This window comes from Salipiger sp. ABF4_146 (assembly GCF_056161345.1).
The window spans coordinates 192633-210095 of sequence record NZ_JBSWYX010000002.1; the positions used below are offsets into that span (position 1 = coordinate 192633).

Annotated in this window: 16 protein-coding genes and 1 tRNA gene; 11 read left to right on the forward strand and 6 right to left on the reverse strand. The window is 64.3% G+C overall.

The genetic code is table 11. The features are described 5' to 3' along the window. The first annotated feature begins 9 nt into the window (after nt 1–9). The 4 genes from ACXAJT_RS03710 to ACXAJT_RS03725 are packed head-to-tail and all read left to right on the forward strand — an operon-like array spanning nt 10 to nt 3006. Complete coding sequence (locus tag ACXAJT_RS03710) at nt 10–981, forward strand: type II secretion system F family protein (protein WP_475233153.1); 972 nt, start codon at nt 10–12, stop codon at nt 979–981. 5 nt (nt 982–986) lie between these two features. Further along, nucleotides 987–1571: a tetratricopeptide repeat protein gene (locus ACXAJT_RS03715; RefSeq protein ID WP_475233155.1), complete on the forward strand. Its 585-nt coding sequence runs from the start codon at nt 987–989 to the stop codon at nt 1569–1571. Nucleotides 1572–1628: 57 nt separating this feature from the next. Beyond that, nucleotides 1629–2489, forward strand: a complete 861-nt coding sequence (locus tag ACXAJT_RS03720) for a tetratricopeptide repeat protein (protein ID WP_475233156.1) — start codon at nt 1629–1631, stop codon at nt 2487–2489. 10 nt (nt 2490–2499) lie between these two features. Then, nucleotides 2500–3006, forward strand: a complete 507-nt coding sequence (locus tag ACXAJT_RS03725) for a prepilin peptidase (protein WP_475233157.1) — start codon at nt 2500–2502, stop codon at nt 3004–3006. Nucleotides 3007–3011: 5 nt separating this feature from the next. On the opposite strand, the gene ACXAJT_RS03730 is transcribed toward ACXAJT_RS03725, so the two are convergent. Next, nucleotides 3012–3797, reverse strand: coding sequence for a pyrroline-5-carboxylate reductase family protein (locus ACXAJT_RS03730; protein WP_475233158.1), 786 nt, complete (start codon nt 3795–3797; stop codon nt 3012–3014). Between the two features lie 225 nt (nt 3798–4022). Between ACXAJT_RS03730 and ACXAJT_RS03735 the strand changes: the two genes are divergently transcribed. From ACXAJT_RS03735 to ACXAJT_RS03745, 3 genes are all read left to right on the forward strand, one after another. Continuing rightward, nucleotides 4023–5330, forward strand: coding sequence for an ATPase (locus ACXAJT_RS03735; protein ID WP_475233159.1), 1308 nt, complete (start codon nt 4023–4025; stop codon nt 5328–5330). 102 nt (nt 5331–5432) lie between these two features. Further along, nucleotides 5433–5509 (forward strand) — tRNA-Met (locus ACXAJT_RS03740). 578 nt (nt 5510–6087) lie between these two features. Beyond that, a complete protein-coding gene (locus ACXAJT_RS03745; RefSeq protein ID WP_475233160.1) occupies nt 6088–7254 on the forward strand; it encodes an acyltransferase family protein in 1167 nt (388 codons plus the stop codon). 539 nt (nt 7255–7793) lie between these two features. On the opposite strand, the gene ACXAJT_RS03750 is transcribed toward ACXAJT_RS03745, so the two are convergent. Further along, entirely contained in the window at nt 7794–8465 is a 672-nt protein-coding gene (locus ACXAJT_RS03750) for a GntR family transcriptional regulator (protein ID WP_475233161.1), read from the reverse strand. A 107-nt stretch (nt 8466–8572) separates the two neighbouring features. On the opposite strand from ACXAJT_RS03750, the gene ACXAJT_RS03755 reads away from it, so the two are divergent. The 4 genes from ACXAJT_RS03755 to ACXAJT_RS03770 all read left to right on the forward strand — a co-directional run bounded on the left by ACXAJT_RS03755 (nt 8573) and on the right by ACXAJT_RS03770 (nt 12613). Beyond that, on the forward strand, nt 8573–9643 hold the full coding sequence (locus tag ACXAJT_RS03755; RefSeq protein WP_475233162.1) for a 4-hydroxythreonine-4-phosphate dehydrogenase PdxA: 1071 nt from the start codon (nt 8573–8575) through the stop codon (nt 9641–9643). 44 nt (nt 9644–9687) lie between these two features. Then, nucleotides 9688–10677, forward strand: a complete 990-nt coding sequence (locus tag ACXAJT_RS03760) for a TRAP transporter substrate-binding protein (protein WP_475233163.1) — start codon at nt 9688–9690, stop codon at nt 10675–10677. A gap of 62 nt (nt 10678–10739) precedes the next feature. Next, nucleotides 10740–11330, forward strand: a complete 591-nt coding sequence (locus tag ACXAJT_RS03765; protein WP_475233164.1) for a TRAP transporter small permease — start codon at nt 10740–10742, stop codon at nt 11328–11330. Next, complete coding sequence (locus ACXAJT_RS03770) at nt 11327–12613, forward strand: TRAP transporter large permease (protein ID WP_475233165.1); 1287 nt, start codon at nt 11327–11329, stop codon at nt 12611–12613. Before ACXAJT_RS03765 ends, ACXAJT_RS03770 begins: the two co-directional genes overlap by 4 nt. 107 nt (nt 12614–12720) lie before the next feature. Here ACXAJT_RS03770 and ACXAJT_RS03775 read toward each other — a convergent pair whose 3' ends face one another. The 4 genes from ACXAJT_RS03775 to ACXAJT_RS03790 are packed head-to-tail and all read right to left on the reverse strand — an operon-like array spanning nt 12721 to nt 17458. Beyond that, on the reverse strand, nt 12721–14109 hold the full coding sequence (locus ACXAJT_RS03775; protein WP_475233166.1) for an amidase family protein: 1389 nt from the start codon (nt 14107–14109) through the stop codon (nt 12721–12723). Nucleotides 14110–14127: 18 nt separating this feature from the next. Further along, nucleotides 14128–15021: a 2-hydroxyacid dehydrogenase gene (locus ACXAJT_RS03780; protein WP_475233167.1), complete on the reverse strand. Its 894-nt coding sequence runs from the start codon at nt 15019–15021 to the stop codon at nt 14128–14130. Beyond that, nucleotides 15018–16628 (reverse strand): ABC transporter ATP-binding protein, encoded by a 1611-nt coding sequence (locus tag ACXAJT_RS03785; RefSeq protein ID WP_475233168.1) that lies wholly within the window; start codon nt 16626–16628, stop codon nt 15018–15020. Before ACXAJT_RS03785 ends, ACXAJT_RS03780 begins: the two co-directional genes overlap by 4 nt. Next, nucleotides 16625–17458, reverse strand: a complete 834-nt coding sequence (locus ACXAJT_RS03790; RefSeq protein ID WP_475233169.1) for an ABC transporter permease — start codon at nt 17456–17458, stop codon at nt 16625–16627. Before ACXAJT_RS03790 ends, ACXAJT_RS03785 begins: the two co-directional genes overlap by 4 nt. Between the last annotated feature and the right edge of the window lie 5 nt (nt 17459–17463).

Genomic DNA, 17463 nt, shown 5'->3' on the forward strand with positions numbered 1-17463 from the left:
GTTTCAGCCATGCTTGACACGCTCAACGCCCTGATCACCGCCAAACTGGGTCCCGCCGGGCCACTGATGGTGGTTGCTGGCCTCGCCTTCGTCCTGATCCTCGCCAGCATTCCGCTGATGCTGCGCTCGCGGCCCGATCCGATGGACAAGCTGCGCGAGACCTCGCGCAAGAAGATGCAGAAGGAAACCCGCGCGGTGCTGCGCGACACGCGGCGCAATGAAAAGCTCAACAGATACGCGCAGTACCTCGAGCCACAGACCGAGGAAGAACTGGGCGCGGTGCGCCTGAAGCTGATGCAGGCGGGCTATCGCTCTCGCGATGCCGTGCGCATCTACTACCTTGCGCAGATGGTGCTGGGGCTGGGGCTGCTGGCTATCGGGACCGCCTATTACCTGCTGGTGCTCGGCACGCCTGACGCACCGCTGCACGAAAAGATGTTGTTCATGATCGGCCCGGGCGCCGCCGGCTACTTCGCCCCAAAGTATTGGGTGACCCGCCGCGTCGAGGAACGTCGCCAGCAGATCGTCGAAGGCTTCCCCGACGCGCTCGACATGATGCTGGTCTGCGTCGAGGCAGGGCAATCGCTCGATCAGTCGATCCGCCGTGTCGCCGGAGAGTTGCACGCCTCCTACCCCGCGCTGGCCGACGAGTTCGAAACCATCAGCAACGAAATGAAGGCGGGCAAAGAGAAAGCCGCCGTGCTCAACGACATGGGCGAACGCTGCGGCGTGCAGGACGTGTCGTCCTTTGTCACGGTGCTGAACCAAGCCTCGTCCTTCGGCACCTCGATCGCCGACGCGCTGCGGGTCTATGCTTCGGAAATGCGTGACAAAAGGGTCATGCGCGCCGAGGAAAAGGCAAACAAGCTGCCGACAAAGATGACGCTGACCACTATGATCCTCACGGTGCCGCCGCTGTTGCTGATCCTCGTGGGTCCGTCGGTGGTGGGCATCTCCAATCTCGGAAACATTGCCAACTAGGCCCCATGCCCCGCGCGCTCACGCCTTTGTTCATCCCGCTCCTCTTGGCCGCCTGTTCCTCGGGCGGCCTTGATGCGTTCGGGCAACCTGACACGCTGGAGCAGGAACCGGGCACGCCCTACGCCCCGACGCTGGACCCCCGTGGCGCCGAGGTCGACCAGCTGCTCGTCGGTCACAGGCTGATGCAGGCCAAACAGCCCGAACTGGCGCTGGAGGCCTACACCCGAGCCGCCGGAAACCACGGGCTCACCGCCGAGGTGCTCAGCTCGCTCGGCTCGGCCAATCTGGCGCTGGGACGTCTGGGGCAGGCGGAAACGCTGCTGCGCCGCGCGGTCGAGGTCGAACCCGACTGGCCCGAGGCTTGGAACAACCTCGGCGTGGTGCTGATCGAGGCGGGCGAAACTTCAGAGGCCGCAGGCGTGCTGCGCCGCGCCTATGCGCTCGACAACGGCCAAAGTGACGAAATCCGGGACAACCTGCGCTTGGCGCTCGCAAAGCTCGACGATACGGGTTATGATCCAGCGCAAAATCAAGACTATAGGCTGATCCGCCGGGGCGGTGGCGATTATCTGATCCGGCACGGCGGCTAAGCCCTAGGCCTGCAAGCAGGCCCCAGACGAGGCAAGAGCAGCAAAAGGACGCAGAAAATGCGCCACCGGAACGTTTTGATCGCCTGCGTGGCGGGTCTTATCGGCCTGTCCGCCTGCAGCAAAGACATCGACAAGGACGCGGTCGACCGCGAGTTCACCGGGGTCAATGCCATCGACGGCGCCGGTCTGACCGAGGTCATGCTCAGCGCCGGCGATCCCGAAGAAGCGGTGGCCTATTTCTCTCGCAGCGCCGATCAGCAACCCGAACGTATCGACTTTCAGCGCGGGCTGGCCAAATCGCTCGTCCGCGCCAAGCGCTATCCCGAAGCGGTCGCCGCATGGACCGGGGTCGTCGCGCGGTCGGATGCCAGCAACGAGGACAGCGTGGCGCTGGCCGACGCGCTGATCCGCAACAACGACTGGCCAAAAGCCGAACAGGTGCTCGACAGCATCCCGCCGACCCATGAGACCTTTCAGCGCTACCGCCTCGAGGCAATGATCGCCGACAGCCACCAGCAATGGCAGAAGGCCGACAGTTTCTATGAAATCGCCTCGGGGCTGACCAACAAGCCGGGGTCCGTGCTCAACAACTGGGGCTATTCGAAACTCAGCCGCGGCGACTATGCCGATGCCGAGAAACTCTTCTCCGACGCCATCCGCCGCGACCCCAAGCTCTTCACCGCCAAGAACAACCTCGTGCTGGCGCGGGGTGCGCAGGGCAACTACACCCTGCCGGTGATGGACATGACGCAGATCGAGCGCGCGGAACTTCTGCAGACGCTTGGCCTTGCGGCGGTGAAACGCGGCGACGTGGAGATCGGCAAAGGGCTGCTGCGCGATGCGCTGGAAACCCACCCGCAGCATTTCGAGGCCGCCGCCCGTGCGCTGGACGCACTCGAAGCGCCCGTGGTGAACTGAGGCTGGGGAGGTGCTGGTGATTTCCGCATCCGCTGCGCTCTGGTTCCTCCCGCTGGTGCTGCCCATCTGCCTTTGGGTCTGCTTCACCGACATGAAGCAGATGAAAATCCTCAACAAGGCGGTGATCGCGCTCTTCGTGGTCTTCGCGCTGATCGGTCCCTTCGTGCTACCTCTGGGCGAATACGCGTGGCGCTACGTTCAGTTGCTGGCCGTGCTGGTTGCCGGGATCGCGCTGAACGCCGGTGGTGCCGTGGGCGCCGGCGACGCGAAGTTCGCCGCCGCGGCAGCCCCTTTCATCCACATCGGCGATCTGCGGTTCGTCATGGCCCTTTTCGCGGCAACGCTGCTCGCCGCTTTCGTCAGCCACCGGCTGGTGCGCGCCTCACCGCTGCGCCGTCTCGCCCCAGAATGGGCCAGCTGGGAAAGTGGCAGCCGCTTCCCCATGGGGCTGGCCTTGGGCGGCACGCTGGGCCTCTATCTTCTGCTTGGCACGTTCTACGGAGCCGAGCCCGTCTGAGCCCCCTACCCCGCGATCTCGCGCGTGCGCGCAACCGCAGCATCCAGCCCCGCATCCACCGATGATTGGAACCCTGCCTGCTGCATCGCAAGCAGCCCGCTTGCCGTGGTTCCAGCGTAGTCGATCATCCAGCGCACATGCTCCGAGGCCGTGGGCGGATCGTCCGCCAAGATCTCGCCCGACGCTAGAAACAGCTGCCGAACCGCCATATCGGCCACCTCCGGCGCCACGCCGCGGCGCTCGGCATAGTCAGCCATCGCGGCGGCAAGTTGCGCGACGAACCCCGGCACCGGGCCGGTGAGCGCCGTGAAAATCTCAATCTGCGCCTCATCAGGCACTTCGGCGGTGCTGCCGCACGCGCCAAACAGCGCCATGACCCGCGCCCGGTCGCCGTCGTCCAACGCGCCGCACCATGGCGAAAACGCCAGACGCTTCGCGGCCGCGGGGCTCGACATGGCGCGGACGACCCGCGCGGCACCTGTCCGCGCGGCAAGCTGCGCGCGGCTCACCCCCGCCATGACCGAGATCACAAGCGTGCCGCGCGCATCGATCTGCAGCGCCCCGAACTGCGCCGGCGGCACCGACAGGATCACCACCTCGCACGCGTTGACCAATTCCTGCGGGCGTGGGGTCACTGTCACTCCTGCAGGCAGGCCACCATCCCGGCCCGAGCGGTTCGACACCCATAAATCCCCTGCCCGCACGACGCCGCTGTCCAGCAGCGCCGCGACGAGGCTGCGACCCAGCATCCCCGTGCCGCCGATCACTCCCACCGTCATTTTCTCGTCCATCCTCGTCTCCTATATCGGCCGCTCGCCACGAGCTTCGCCGGTCGCCGCACCCGGCACAAGCCGACACCTGTGAACCACCCCCAGCCCGCCTCTCGCCCGCCGCCACTGCGCCCCCGCAATTCCCGCACCGAGCCAAGCTCTTGCCACATTGCTGCGGCTTTCTGTGCAGCAAGAGAACAGGCATGGCCTTTGCCGCAACGCGGGCCAGATGGGGACAATCGACCGATGAACATGCAAACCACAGGGGTGATCGCGCCTCCGGCGCCGAAACGGCTCGAAGACATGGTGCTGCCGCGCACCATGATGCGCGACATCGTTCTAAAGACCATGTTCCGCAGCAACATCACCAAGGTCACCAAACTGGCCCATGCGATCTGCCTGCCCATCGTGATCACGCAGGAACTGGTCGATGTCGGGCGCGGCCACGGGCTGATCGAAGCCATGGGCACCCGCGGCGAGGTCGGCACCAGCGAAATGAACTACCAGCTGACCGACAGCGGCAAAGCCCGGGCGCTGGATGCGCTCTCGCAGTCGGAATACTTCGGCCCCATGCCGGTGCCGCTGTCGGTCTACCGCGAACAGGTGCAGCGCCAATCGATCCGCAACATTCAGATGACCCGCGAGGCGCTGACCGGCGCCATGGGGCACCTCGTGCTGCCCGACGATCTGATCTCGCACCTTGGTCCGGCGGTCAGCGCCGGACGCTCGATCCTGATGTACGGCCCCCCGGGCAACGGTAAATCCTCGATCTCCAACGGCATTCGCGCGGCGCTCGGCGATCGCATCTATGTGCCGCGCGCGATCGAATATTCCGGTCAGGTGATCACCGTCTACGACCCGATCGTGCACTCCGCTGCCGAAACCGAGGTCGAAGACCCCACCCGTCTGCGCCGAAACACCCGCTTCGACTCGCGCTACGTGCTGTGCGACCGCCCCACGGTGATCACCGGCGGCGAGCTGTCGCTGGATATGCTCGATTTGGTCTACAACCCCACCGCACGCACCTATCAGGCGCCGCTGCAGCTGAAATCGGCTGGGGGGCTGTTCATCGTCGATGACCTCGGACGCCAGGCCGAGCCGCCGCAGAAACTGGTGAACCGCTGGATCGTGCCGCTGGAAGAGAACAAGGACATCCTCGCCCTGCAGTCGGGTGAAAAGTTCGAGGTGCCCTTCGACACGTTGGTGATCTTCTCGACCAACTTCCATCCCAACGAGATCTTCGACAAGGCGGCGCTGCGCCGGATCTTTTTTAAGATCAAGATCGACGGGCCTAACCAGCAGGACTTTCTGAAAATCTTCGCCATGGTCGCGCGCAAAAAGCAGATGGTGCTCGACGAGGCCTCGCTGGTGCACCTGCTGAAGACCAAATATCCGACCATCGACAATGTCTACGCCAACTACCAGCCGGTCTTCCTGATCGACCAGATGAAAGCGATCTGCGACTTCGAAGGCTGGCCCTACAAGATGACCCCAGACCTGGTCGACCGTGCCTGGGCGAACCTCTTCGTACGCGACGAAACCATCGTGAAATAGCGCCTTTCGCGGCGCGTCGAAAAAGTTGGAAATTTCCGCTGCGACAGGTGTTTTTTCCGCTTGACGATACCCGCCCATAACCATATTCAGCCCCCACTTCTTGGCGGAGTAGCTCAGTTGGTTAGAGCAGCGGAATCATAATCCGCGTGTCGGGGGTTCAAGTCCCTCCTCCGCTACCATTACCTCATCACAACCCGTTGTGCCTAAAGGCAAACCTTGGTTGAGAGGCTTTCTTCCCATCGCGCATATCAAGATTGTGCCGCAGGCTCGTCCTCAAGAGAGAACCGAGTATCACTGTGCCTCACGCATCACGGCCAGGCCGAGCAATACATTCAAAGCGCCCCGGACGTTGAGCAAGGCCACCGCACTGCCGCGACCGCCAAGGGCCGCATTCATCACACGGACCTCCGCAGCCAGGTCTGTTCTGACGATTGCCAAGAGTTCCTGCGGCAACACGGCTTCAAGGTCACGATGAGTGGAACCCGTGAACGCGGAGTGGGCCTAGAGCGCGACAGGCCCACAGTGGATCGCGCGACGACGACACTCACCGCCCTCCGAACACGAGGCTCGACGGACACATCCCGTCGGGGTATCATCAGCGGTCATTAGAGCACCAAACACTGACCAGAGCGGACCCGTTATCGTCGGCTCCACTGAGGAAAAGTCTTGGCAGAGATTTCACGCCAAGACCCTTACGCCGACCTTAAGGTCGCAAAACATTATTTTTTGAATACCCATTGCCCAGAGAAAGAATTTCATGTCCGGAACATCCTCTCCGAATGAAAGATTGCACTTCATGGACTCCGCTAGAGCGGCATACATGCTCTTGGGGATTCCTTTTCATGTCTCCCTTCTGTTCAGCTCTGATGTAGTTTGGATCTACTCCCCACTCGATGGAAGCGTAGCTATTTCTGCAATATCGGATTTAATCCATGCCTTTCGAATGCACGCCTTCTTCCTCCTTGCGGGATTCTTCGCAGCGATGATGCTGAACAGGAGGTCGCCCAACGATTGGCTCTCTTCACGAGTCATTCGCCTCGGACTTCCCTTCATCGCATCCGTACTCACAATTATTCCCATCCAGATGCTGATTATAGCGCGCGTGACAACCGACAGCTGGCAAGCGGCGTTTGATGCGGCTGCGACCCTGCTGTCAACTTCCGGCGTTCATTGGATCAGTCACCTCTGGTTCCTGCCAACTCTCATCTGGTGTTGCGTCATCCTCGCGGCCCTCTGGGGCCGCGGGCTCGCCGGAATGCTGCGAACCATCAGCGCCTTCATGGCGCGCACGAGGTGGCTTCCCCTCGTCATGGTCGCTGCAATCGCTCTGCTTTGCATTGCAGGCAAAGTCTTGGCCGGGAAGCTCCCATTCGATCCAAATATTCTCAACGGCCTCATACCACTGCGGAAGCTTTCTCTATTCTTACCGTTCTTCCTTCTCGGAGCGGTGCTTTTCCAAGATCGTAGGCTGACAGATCGATTTTCCCAGCCATCAGTTATGTTCACGGCCCTAGGGTTACTCTTTATCCTCGCCTATTTTTCCCAAGGACCAACTGAAACACGATGGGACAAAATCTCCGAGATAATCATAGACGCAGGACTGGCGCTGACCTTAACCCAAATCACGCTTTCTCTCTTCAGAAAGTTTTTGAATTTTGAGTCAAAAATCATTTCGAGCTTTGTGGGATACTCGTTCTCGATATACCTTGTGCATCACCCGCTGGTCCTCGTTGTCGGCGCTTTCTTGGCAACGGTAAGCGCACCTGCACTCGCTCTTTTCTTGCTCGGATCAATCGCGGTCTTATTCGGCTCCCTCATATTCGCAGTTGGCATCAGCAAATCCAGTGTCGCGCGCCTGTTGTTCAACGGTGAGGTTTCCCCGCAACCTCCAAGAGCGCCAGCAGAGAGCATACGTGACCGGTAGGTCTGCGGAACTTAATAGGTCCCTGAAAAACTCCGGCCTCGACGGGCATGTCGATCATGAGGAGCGCATCCCGACCCGGCATCCGCTGCGTAAAATCCGATGCATCGCAGACGACGCTCTGCGCGCGCTGGGTATCGAGTTTGACCGACTCTCCGCCAGCACGCGCGGGCCTTCTCGGTCAATCCATGCCCGCTTGCGAACCAGTGCCCCGCCCCACGCGCCGCAACCGCAACGCCGAAGTCGATTGCCGGGGCGACCTGCGCTTGGGTGACTGATCCTGACAGTCGGGTGTTCAAGACGTTGCCCGGTGCCCGGGCCCTGTGGTGCTTCATCGGGCTTAGACCGATGGGAGAACCGCTGCGCTGACCACGCCAGCCGACTTCGATGCAGATCGCGGCGCGATGGCCGCCCTGTCCACGGGCGAAGCCGGCGGACTCAGCGGCGCACGCCCCTTTGCCGCAAAACTGAAATCGACGCAAAAGCGCCCGGCGATGCTGCCGGGCGTCTCTTCGGCTTCCCTGCGGTTCCGACGATGAGGGTTAAAGCGTCTCTTTCACCCGGTCCCACGTGTTGGTCAGATGTCGCGACATCACCTCGCCGAGCCGCTCTCCGTCGCGGGCCTCCAGCGCGGCAATCATTTCTTCATGCTCGGCCACCGCCTCGGCCCAGAAATCCTCGGTGCCATTACCGACAAAGCGGATCCGCTTCAGCCTTCCTTGGATGTTCTGCTGAATCTCCTGCAGCGTCTCGTTGCCCGACAAGGCCGCCAGCCGCGAGTGAAACTCTTGGTTCAGCTTGTAATAGGGCAACCTGTCGCGCTTGCGATAATGCGCCAGCATCTCTTCGTGCAGCGCGCGCATGCCGGCGATGTCTTCGTCGCTGGCCCGCGCGCAGGCGGTCTGCCCAGCCAGCTTTTCCAGATGGCCCAGAACCTCGAGCATCGAGAACACATCCTGCGGTGAGAGCTTGCGCACCGTGGCGCCGCGCGATGGCTGTATGACGATCAGCCCCTCAGCCGCCAATGTGCGCAGCGCCTCGCGGAACGGCGTGCGCGAGACGCCGAGTTGTTCCAGCAGTTGCACTTCGTCGATGCGGCTTCCGGGTTCGAGATGGCCTTCGATGATCAGATCCCTGATCCGGTTCGCGACCTGATCATGAAGGGATTCTTTCTTGATTTGCAATGGCATGGCCGAAGCTGAAGACAGGTCCATGACACCTCCGAAATGACTGATGCACCCAACTTACCAAGTTTTCTCTTGCCACGCGATACCGTATTGGATCACAAAATATACAAAATACATGTGGAGGAGAATCGAATATGCGAGTGGCATTGGCGATCGGGGATGCCGCCGGGATCGGGCCTGAACTGGCTGCGAAGATCGTGGCGGATGCACAGGCGAACCTTGGCGATCTGATCGTCATCGGGGATGCACGGCTGTTGGCGAAAGGCGCGCAGGACGCGGGCCTCAAGGTCGATCTGCCGGTGATCTCGACCGCCGATCTGACGCGTCCGTTACCGAAGGGCTCGCTGCTGCTCGATCTGGGAAATTGCGATCCGGCCACGGTGCCAACTGGCAAATCGTCGGAGGCCGGAGGCCGCGCCTCGCTGCAGAACTTCGCCACGGCGCTGCTGCTCGGCAAGGCGGGGATCGCAGGCGTCTGTGCCTTCACCCCGTTCAACAAGCACTCGATGCGCCTCGCCCGGTCGAGCTACGTCGACGAGATCGGTTTCGTCGACGCGGTGATCGAGGCCCAGCAATCGGGCCGCGAGTTCAACGTGCTCGATGAGGTGTGGAACGCCCGCGTGACCTCGCATATCCCGCTGAGCAAGGTGGCGGCCACGATCTCCACGGAGCGGGTGGCGAACAGCCTGAAACTGACATCGGAGGTGATGACGGCCGCCGGCATTCCGAACCCGCGCATCGGCGTCGCCGCGCTCAACCCCCATGCCGGCGATGGCGGCAACTTCGGCCACGAGGATGACGACGTGATCGCCCCGGCCATCGAAATCGCCAAATCCCAAGGGATCAACGTGACCGGCCCCGTGCCCTCCGATACCGTCTTTGTGCGGGCCATCAAGGGCGAAGAGTTCGACGCGGTGATGACCATGTACCACGATCAGGGCCAGATCGCGATGAAGTTGATCGGCTTCGACCGGGGGGTGACGCTGATCGCCGGCTACCCCTTCCCGATCGTCACCCCGGCGCATGGCACTGCCTTCGACATCGCCGGAAAGGGCCGCGCCGACACCGGCGCCACGTTCAACGCAATCGCACTCGGCCGCAAGCTGGCCGGGCTGCAGCCCCGCCCGCCCGCCACGGAGGAGGACCGCACGCACGCGGCCGGGGCCATCGCGGCGCTCACCGAACCGGAGGTTCTGGCCGGCTGAGCCCACCCCACCAATAGGACCAAGCACTCAGGGAGGAGACACTCTTGGAACTCAAGCATATCGCACTGATCGGCGCCGTCGCCGCCACGCTGCAGGCCGCGCCTGCGCTGGCGCAGACCGAGATCATCTTCGGGCTCAGCGCCGCCGACGGCTCGCTGCAGGACCAGACCGCCGAGGAATTTGCCCGCCGCGCCAATGAAAAGCTCGGTGACATGGCGGTGGTGAAGGTCTTTGACAGCTCGCAGCTGGGCAAAGACAAGGACATGCTGCAAAAGATCAAGCTGGGCACGATGCACATCACCCTGCCCAGCTCGACCATGCCCGAGATTGCGCCGGAATACGCGCTGTTCGACTTGCCTTTCTTGGTGGCCGACCGCGCGCATCTGGCGGAGATCGACGAGGCGCTGTTCGACAGCGTGCTGAAACCCGCCGCCGAGGCCAAGGGCTACAAGCCGCTGGCGATCTGGGAGAACGGTTTCCGCCAGATCACCAACTCCAAGCGCCCGGTCACCACCCCCGCCGATCTTGAGGGGCTGAAGATCCGCACGCCGAATTCCAGCTGGCGTGTGGCGATGTTCAAGGAATACGGCGCCAACCCGACGCCGATGCCCTTCTCGGAGCTGTTCGTAGCGCTGCAGACCGGCGTGGTCGACGGGCAGGAAAACCCGATGACCAACATCTACGGCGGAAAGCTCAACGAGGTGCAGGAGTATCTCTCGCTCTCGGGCCACGTCTATTCGCCGGCCTACCCGACCGTCGGCGTGAAGGCCTTCGAAAAGCTCGACCCCGAGGTGCAGACGATCATCGAGGAAACCGCCAAGGAGGTCGCCTTCTGGGCACGCGAGACCGGCGCGGCGCAGGATGAGGAACTGGTGGGCAAGCTCGAAGAGGGTGGCCTCAAGGTCAACAAGACCGACCGCGAAGCCTTCGTCGAAGCCTCCAAGCCGATCTACGAAAAGTTCGCCTCCGAAGTGGAGGGCGGACAAGAGATGATCGATCAGGCGCTCTCGCTGGCAAACGGCTCGGGCTCCTGAGCCATCCCGGCGGCGCGGCCCTTGCCGCGCCGCCCTTCCCCCCAATTCACACGGAGGCAAACGTGCTGTCCCGTCCCATCCGCTGGCTTGATCTCGCCCTGCAGATCGCCACGATCGCGATGATCGTCGTGCTGGCCGTCGTGGTGCTGCTTGGCGTCGCCTATCGCTACACCGGCCAGTCGCTGATCTGGTACGACGAGGTCGCCGCGGCGCTGCTCGCGTGGATCACCTTCACCGGCGCCGCGCTGGCGGTGCTGCGCAACTCTCACATGGGGTTCAACGGCCTGATGTTCGGCCTGCCCGGCCCCGGACGTTTCGTGCTTTTCGGCCTCGTCGAGCTGCTGTTCCTGACCATCTGCGCGATCGTCACATGGGCCGGCTGGGCGATCCTCGAGATCTTTGGCGACGAGGTGATGACCACCGTCCGTTTCGTGCCTCGTGCGGTGCTGCAGGGCGTATTGCCGGTGAGCTTTGGCCTGATGTTCATCGGTCGCCTGATGACCCTGCCAAAGCGTCTGCAAGCGGTCCGAGACGGCGTCGACCCCGACACCGCTGAGATCGAGCATGAGATCGCCCGCGCCGAGGCCGAACTGGCCGAGGCCCGTGGCAAGAGCCACCCGTCCCACCCCACGCAGCGCGAGGTGACCCAATGATCGAGGCCGGCATTCTGCTCTTCATGTTCGTGCTGATCGCCGTCGGCATGCCCATCGCCTTCTCAATCCTCGGCTCGGCGCTTCTGGGGGTCTTCCTGCTCAACGGCGAGCTTGGCTTTCTCAACGCCGCGCTGTCGCTCTACGACGGCGCCACCAGCTTCCCGCTGATCGCCATCCCGCTGTTCATCCTTGCAGGTGCGCTGATGAACACCGGCGGCATCTCGACCCGGCTCATCGCCTTCGTTTCGGCGCTGATCGGCTTCGTGCGCGGCGGGCTGGCGATGGTCAACGTCGGCGTGTCGATGTTTTTTGCCGAGATCTCGGGCTCGGCTGTGGCCGACGTTGCCGCCACCGGGTCGGTGTTGATCCCGGCAATGAAGCAGAAGGGGTACAAGCCGCGCCTCGCGGCGGCGATCACCTCGTCCTCGGCCTCGCTGGCGATCATCATCCCGCCCTCGATCCCGATGATCCTCTACGGCGCCATGTCCGACACCTCGGTGGTCAAGCTCTTCGTCGCCGGCATCGTGCCCGGCGTGCTGGGCGGCGGGCTTCTGATGGGTCTGTGCTACTACATGGCCCGCCGCTACGACCTGCCGCGCGACGAGGCCTTCTCGCTGCGCCGCCTCGCCGAAACCGGCAAGGAGGCCGCATGGGCGCTGATCCTGCCGGTGGTGATCTTGGGCGGCATCTTCGGCGGCGTGGTCACCGCGACCGAGGGTGCGGCGCTTGCAGTGGTGGCGGCACTCTTCATCGGCGTCTTCATCTACCGCGAGATCGACCTGCGGCATCTTTATCAGGCGCTGGTCGACGGGGTGCTGCAGACCTCGGTGGTGATGCTGATGGTCGCCGCCTCGGCGGTGCTCGGCCTCTACCTGACCGAGACCGAGATGCCGCAGCGGCTGGCCGCGGGGATCACCGGGATCACCACCAATCCCTTCGCCGTGCTGATGATCATCAACGTCTTTCTGCTGTTCGTCGGCATGGTGCTGCACGGCGCGGCGGCGATCATCTTGACGGTGCCGATCTTCATGCCGCTGGTGCATGAGCTGGGCATCAACCCCATCCAGTTCGGTATTCTGCTGACGCTGAATATCGCGCTTGGCCAGCAGACGCCGCCGGTGGCGAGCGTATTGATCACCTCCTGTTCGATCGCGCGCACCGACGTGTGGCGCACCTCGGTTGCCAACCTGCCCTTCGTCGGCGTGCTGGTGCTGGTGCTGCTGCTCGTCACCTATGTGCCGGCGGTGTCTCTCTCGCTGGTGGATCTGGTCTACGGACAGTGACCGATCCCGCGCAGGAGGGCTCTCCCCGGTGCCCACCCTGCGCGCAAAACAGAACGCCGGCCCTTTTTGTGGGCCGGCGTTTTTGCGTCCGAAATGCGTGCAGAACTTTAGGCTGGCGGATGCAGGCCGAAAGCCGTTTCCAGCACCTCGCCCGCTTCGAGGCAGATGTCTTCGCGCCACGGCGGCGCCACCAGTTGCACGCCGCAGGGCACGCCCGCCTCGACGCCCGAACAGATCGAGACCGCAGGCAGCCCCAGCACGGGAATGCCGATCTGCGGCACCTGCGCCTCCCAGAGCCGGGCGATCGCCTCCGGGCCGTTCAGGTCTTCGTCCTGCGCGAAGGGCAGTTCCGACGAGACCGGCATCAGCACGATCGGATAATCCATAAGGAACGCCCGCCACGCCCGGATCAGCCGCGAGCGGCGGGTGAAGAGCGCACCGAACCCTGCCACGTCGATCGCCTTGGCCCGCTCTTCATAGAAGCTCAGCAACGCGATGGCACCGGGATCGCCCTCGAGCCTCGCCGCCGCCAGCTTGTCCGCATGCGCATCCGACAGCCACAGGTCGATCTGCACGTCCACCGCCTCGCGGATGTCGGGCACCTCGGTGGGCTCGTCCACCTGCCAGCCCGCGGCACGCAGGATGGCGGCAGAGCGCTCGAGGTCAGCGATGATGCGCGGATCGGTGTCGATGCCGCCGGGCCGTTTGACCAGCGCGACGCGGCGTGGCAGCGGCGGACCGATGAGCGGCATCGGCGTGCTCCACGGATCCTCGGGCGCGTAGCCGGACATGCCGTCCAGCCCGAGCCGCAGATCGTCCACCCGCCGCGCCAGCGGACCGGCGACGGCCATCAACTGCGGACCGATGGCGCGATCCGCTCCGGTGTGGTTCTGCGCCGGCACCCGGCCCGGCGTCGGGCGCAGACCCTGCACGCCGCAGGCATAGGCCGGATAGCGGATCGATCCGGCGATGTCGGTGCCATGGGCAATGTGCCCCAGCCCCGCCGCCGTCGCCGCCCCTGCCCCGCCGGACGAGCCACCGGGCGTCAGGGCCGGGTTGTGCGGGTTGCTGGTGGTGCCATGCAGCTTGTTCGAGCTGAACCAGCGATAGGAAAACGCCGGGCAGTTGGTGCGGCCGACGACGATCGCATCCTGTGCCCGCATGTTGCGCAGAAAGCCGGCGTCCTCGGTGGCGACGAGGTCCTTGGCCAGCGTGGTGCCGTTGGTGGTGGCATAGCCCTTCTGGTCGGCGATCACCTTCACCGTCACCGGCACCCCGGCCAGCGTGCCCACGTCCTCGCCCGCGGCGATGCGCGCGTCCAGCGCCTCGGCCTCGCGCATGGCGTCTGCGCTGCAGTCCTGCACGATGGCGTTGATCGCCGGGTTCTCACGCGAGATTCGGTCAAGCGTGCTGCGGATCACATCCTGCGCACGCATCCGGCCACTGCGGATCGCCGCCGCGAGGTTGCGGGCGGAAAGCTCGTTGGGGTCTGTCATGGAAGGGCCTTCGGAAAGTTAAAGGGAGGAGAGCCGCTCGCGGATCGACTGCACGACGAAGCGCCGCTCGGGAATGCTGGCCACATGCGGGGTGAGAAGCACCTTGGGATGGGTCCAGAGCGGATGATCGCCGGGCAAGGGTTCGGTTTCGAACACGTCGAGCGAGGCGCCGGAAAGATGCCCGCTGTCGAGAACCGCCATCAACTCGCTCTCGACCACCTGCCCGCCGCGCCCGATCTGCACCAGCGCCGCGCCTCGCGGCAGCTTTTGCAGAAAGCCTGCGCCGATCAACCCGCGCGTGGCGTCGGTCAGCGGCAGCACGTTGATCAGGATGTCGGTCTGCGCAAGGAAGTCATCCAGCCCGTCGCCGTGGAAATGTTCGACCCCGGGTTCTGCCGGATCGGGCGCGCGCCGCGAATAGCCCGCCACCGCGTAGCCCAGCCCCATCAGCCCCTTGGCGATGGCGCGGCCCATATGGCCAAAGCCCAGCACGCCGACGCGGCGGTAGGTGGGCGAAAGGCCGGTCACGGTGCGCGACCATTTGCCTTGCGCCTGCTGCGCGACGTAGCGCCCCATGCCGCGGTGATGCCAGAGCACATGGAAGGCGGCAAAGCCCGCCATCTGCAGCGCCTGATCCGCATCCTCCACGCGATAGACCGGCACGCTCTCGGGGCGCGACGGGCAGGCCATAATTGCATCGGTGCCCGCCCCCGCCGAGAAGATCGCCTTGAGCCCGCTCATGCCCTCGAACACATCGGCGGGCGGGATGAAAGTGAAGACGAAATCCACCTGCGCAGGATCGGTGATCTCCTCGCGCCGCATGACGGTCAGCTCGGGCGCGTCCTTGGCGAAGATCTCGCTGTAGTGCGGCCAGAGATCGACGCCGCCGCTGCTGGTGATGACGCCCCTCATGCGGCGCCCTCGCTGGCCCAGTCCGCCCCCGGCACGGCCGCCAACAGCTGCCGTGTGTACGCTTGCGCCGGGTTGAGGAAGATGTCGTGCACGGTTCCAATCTCCACCAGTTTGCCTTTCTGCATCACGGCGATCCTGTCGCAGAGTTGCGCCGCCACCCGCAGATCGTGGGTGATGAACAGGATCGACAGATCAAACCGCTCGCGCAGATCGCGCAGAAGGTCCAGCACCTGCGCCTGAATGGAGACGTCCAGCGCCGAGACCGCCTCGTCGGCGATGATCAGTTCGGGGTCCATGGCCAGCGCGCGGGCGATGCCGATGCGCTGACGCTGCCCACCAGAAAACTCATGCGGGAAGCGGCTGGCGGCGTCTGCGCCAAGGCCGACGATCTCCAGCAGTTCCTTGGCGCGGGCCCGCGCCTGCGCCTTCGGCACGCCCTTGGTGATCGGCCCGTCGGTGAGCGCCCCCATGATGCGCTGGCGCGGGTTGAGCGAGGCATAGGGATCCTGAAACACCATCTGCACCTTGTGGCGCTGCTTGCGCAGTTCCTCTTCCGACAGCGCCGCCAGATCGGTGCCGCCGACCAGAACCTGCCCGCCGTCCGGCGTGACCAGCCGCACCGCGGTGCGGCCCAGCGTCGACTTGCCGGAGCCGGATTCGCCGACCAGCCCCAGCACCTCGCCGCGCCCGACGGTGAGCGAGACATCATCCACCGCGCGCACCTCGCGCACCGGGCGGAAGAAGCCCCCGCCTGTACGGTAGACCTTGCGCAGCCCCTTGATCTCCAGCGCCGGCACATCGCGCGGGGCGCGGGCGGGCGGCAGCTTGCCTGTGGGGATCGCGTCGAGCAGGCGCCGGGTGTAGTCGTGCTGCGGCTCGGTGAGCACCGAAGCGGCGCTGCCGCGCTCGACCACCTTGCCCTCGCGCATGACGATCACCTGATCGGCGATCTCGGCCACCACGCCGAAGTCGTGGGTGATGAACATCACCGCCATGCCGTGCCGCTCGCGCAGGTCGAGGATCAGCTTGAGGATTTGCGCCTGCGTGGTCACGTCGAGCGCCGTGGTCGGCTCGTCGGCGATCAGCAGCTTCGGCTCCAATGCCAGCGCCATGGCGATCATCGCCCGCTGCCGTTGCCCGCCCGACAGTTGGAAGGGATAGGCGCGGATGATCTTCTCGGGGTCCGGCAGGCCGACCTCGCGGATGAGGTTCAACGCCTTCTCGCGCCGCTCCTGCTGGCTAAAGCGATCATGCGCGGCAAAGACTTCAGAGATCTGCTCACCGATGCGCATCAGCGGGTTGAGCGCGGTCATCGGCTCCTGAAAGATCATCGCGATGCGCTCGCCGCGCAGCGCCTGTTTTTCAGGCTCCGGCAGGCGCAGGATGTCGCGCGCCTCGAACATGGCGCGGCCCGCCTTCACCGTCACGCCCGGCGGCAGCAGCCCCATCAGCGCGTTGGCGGTCATCGATTTGCCCGAGCCGCTTTCCCCCACGACGCAGAGGATTTCGCCCTTCTCGATGGCGAAGGAGATGTCCTCGACCGCGAAGGCCCGGTCGGCACCCTGCGGCAGGCCGATGCTGAGATGGTCAATGGTCAGCGCGCTCATGCCTTGCCCTTCCGGCTGAGGTGGGGGTTGAGGGCATCGTTCAGACCCTCACCGATGAGGTTCAGCGCCAGCACCGTGATGACGATGGCGATGCCCGGGAAGAAGCTGAGCCACCACGCGCTGCGGATCACCGTGCGCGCCGCCCCGATCATGTAGCCCCAACTCATCGCGTTGGGATCGCCAAGGCCGAGGAACGACAGCGAGCTTTCCAGCAGGATCGCCGTGGCGACCATCAGCGAGGCCATGACGATGATCGGCGAGACGGTGTTGGGCAGAACCTGACTGATCAGGATGCGCGGGCGCGACAGGCCCGCCAGCCGCGCGGCATCGACGAACTCGCGCTTGCGCACCGACATCACCTCGGCCCGCACGAGGCGTGCCACCGGCGGCCAGGAGACGATGGCGATGGCGATGGTGATCGAGGCCAATGTCGGCTCGAAGATCGCCACCAGCACGATGGCCAGCGCGAAGTTGGGGATGGTCTGGAAGAACTCGGTGAAGCGCATGGCGCCCTCATCGACCCAATTGCCATAGAACCCCGCCAGCGCGCCAAGCGGCACGCCGATCAGCAGCGCTACCAGCGTCGACACAAGACCCACCAGCAGCGAGACACGGGCGCCGTAGGCCAGCTGCGAAGCCACATCGCGGCCCAGCGTGTCGGTGCCCAGCGGCAGACCGTCTACAGTGAACGGTGCAAGGAACGGGCGCTGCACCATCTGCCACGGGTCGTGGCTGAACAGCAGCGGGGCGAAGATCGCGATGGCGATCACCGCCACCAGAAGCACCACGCCGATCATCGCGCCGATATTGGAGGAGAAACGTTTCCACATGTCTT